1 protein-coding gene is annotated in these 1,026 nt (G+C 44.7%); it reads right to left on the bottom strand.

Annotated features, from left to right (window positions below; translation table 11 throughout):
• Positions 1-107: 107 nt before the first annotated feature.
• Positions 108-794 carry an RNA-guided endonuclease InsQ/TnpB family protein gene (locus tag BO225_RS00215; protein ID WP_076340294.1) on the bottom strand — a complete coding sequence of 229 codons (687 nt, stop codon included), beginning with the start codon at positions 792-794 and terminating at the stop codon, positions 108-110.
• Between the last annotated feature and the right edge of the window lie 232 nt (positions 795-1,026).

Raw genomic sequence — 1,026 nt, forward strand, 5'->3', positions numbered from 1 at the left:
AGTTTGAAAAGCAACAAGAAATGGGTTCTTAGGGATAGGGACCCGTAGTCAATGGAAAGCGGAACAAATTTTTTCGGATTTGTCAAAAACAGAAATTTAGATTGTCCTCAAACTTGACATAGTACCAGATCCTCGATCACGATCTCATCGTATTTTTCCGTCATATCGGTCGTCATCTTATGGATCCGATCCTCTCTTTGATGACGGATTCTCGCATGCAGACGGTTTACTTTCCGTCTCTGCCTGTCGTATCGATTGGAGCCTCTCTGTTTTCTGGAGAGGCTTTTCTGCTCTCTTTTGAGCTTTCTTTCGCTTCTGGCTAAATGTTTCGGGTTCTCATAGACTGTTCCATCCGAAAGAACGGCCAGCTGTCTGACGCCAAGATCCACTCCCACCTTCTGTCTGGTTTCTTTGGCCAGCTTGAAAAAGTCGGCTTCCGCTGTGAGCGAAGCATACCACCGTCCGCCTTCTTCTGTGATGGTCATCCTTGTGACTTTCGCTCCCTTGAGCCGGTGATGGACGTTTTCGAACGTATGGATCCTGCCGATCTTCGGGAACTTTAGGCCATAAGGATCATCCTCTATGGCTCCAAAGCTTCCGGTCGTATAGGCAAAAGCCGGTCTGCATCTGTTTTTTGACTTGAATCTCGGATAGCCGACCTCTCTTCCGGATTTCCTTCCTTCGAAGAAGTTGGCAAAAGCCCTGGAAAGAGATTCGCATCCATAGGAAGCGGCTTCCTTGGAACATTCGTTCCACCAGGGGGCGGCTGTAGACGATAAGATAAATATGTACATAAACGATGAGATAAATATGTACAATTTCTAAAAAAAGATTGTAAAATTCTCTTATTTGCAGGGAGGATTTTATGATCATTACTTTATCAATCAACAACTCGTTGCGTGTTGATTCTTTGACAGATTTGAACAAGCTTATGCCGCTTATGAAGGAGGGTGTTTTGAAATTGAACAAATCCAAGATTGCCCGTGAACTCGATGTCGATCGCAGAACGGTCGATAAATATCTCCA

It is taken from the genome of Dubosiella newyorkensis (genome assembly GCF_001945605.1).
GTDB classification, from domain to species: domain Bacteria; phylum Bacillota_I; class Bacilli_A; order Erysipelotrichales; family Erysipelotrichaceae; genus Dubosiella; species Dubosiella newyorkensis.

What these genes read in the sequence shown, in the direction of transcription:
- BO225_RS00215 (WP_076340294.1), bottom strand. Translation starts at nt 794, where the DNA reads ATGTACATATTTATCTTATCGTCTACAGCCGCCCCCTGGTGGAACGAA.